Origin of the sequence: Myxococcus sp. AM011 (assembly GCF_013372595.1) — a bacterium.
Taxonomy (GTDB): Bacteria; Myxococcota; Myxococcia; order Myxococcales; family Myxococcaceae; genus Myxococcus; species Myxococcus eversor.
Map to the genome: position 1 here is coordinate 1 of NZ_JABXEM010000632.1, position 460 is coordinate 460.

1 protein-coding gene is annotated in these 460 nt (G+C 65.4%); it reads right to left on the reverse strand.

Annotation, left to right across the window (positions count from 1 at the left end; all coding sequences use genetic code 11):
* Nucleotides 1–445: response regulator transcription factor (locus tag HUW62_RS47750; protein ID WP_368670666.1), on the reverse strand; the 445-nt coding region annotated here is incomplete at its 3' end.
* Nucleotides 446–460: the final 15 nt, after the last annotated feature.

The window sequence follows — 460 nt, forward strand, 5'->3', positions numbered from 1 at the left end:
GCTCGGAAGGGATGGGGGCGGCGTCCGGGTCGACGCGGAAGTGACGCAGGAGCCTGCGCGCGAGGTTGGGCTGGATGACGGTGCCGCCGGCGCGGACTTCCTTGATGGCCTCGATGATCTTGTCGACCGGCGAGCCCTTGAGCATGTAACCGGATGCCCCGGCCTTCACGGCCTCGAGGACTTTGTCCTCCTCATCGAAGATGGTGAAGATGAGGATCTCCATCTTTGGATAGACGGCCTTGATTTCGCGCGTCACGTCGATGCCGCTCATGCGCGGCAGGCCCAGGTCCAGGAGGAGGACGTCGGGCATGAGGCGCGGGACTTCCTCCAGCGCGGCCTCGCCGGACAGCGCGGTGCCGACGATATCGATTTCGGGGTGACCCTCGAAGAGGCGGAGCTGGTTCTTGAGGATCTTCGTCTGGTCTTCCACGACGAAGACGCGGATGGGCGGCTGCGCGGG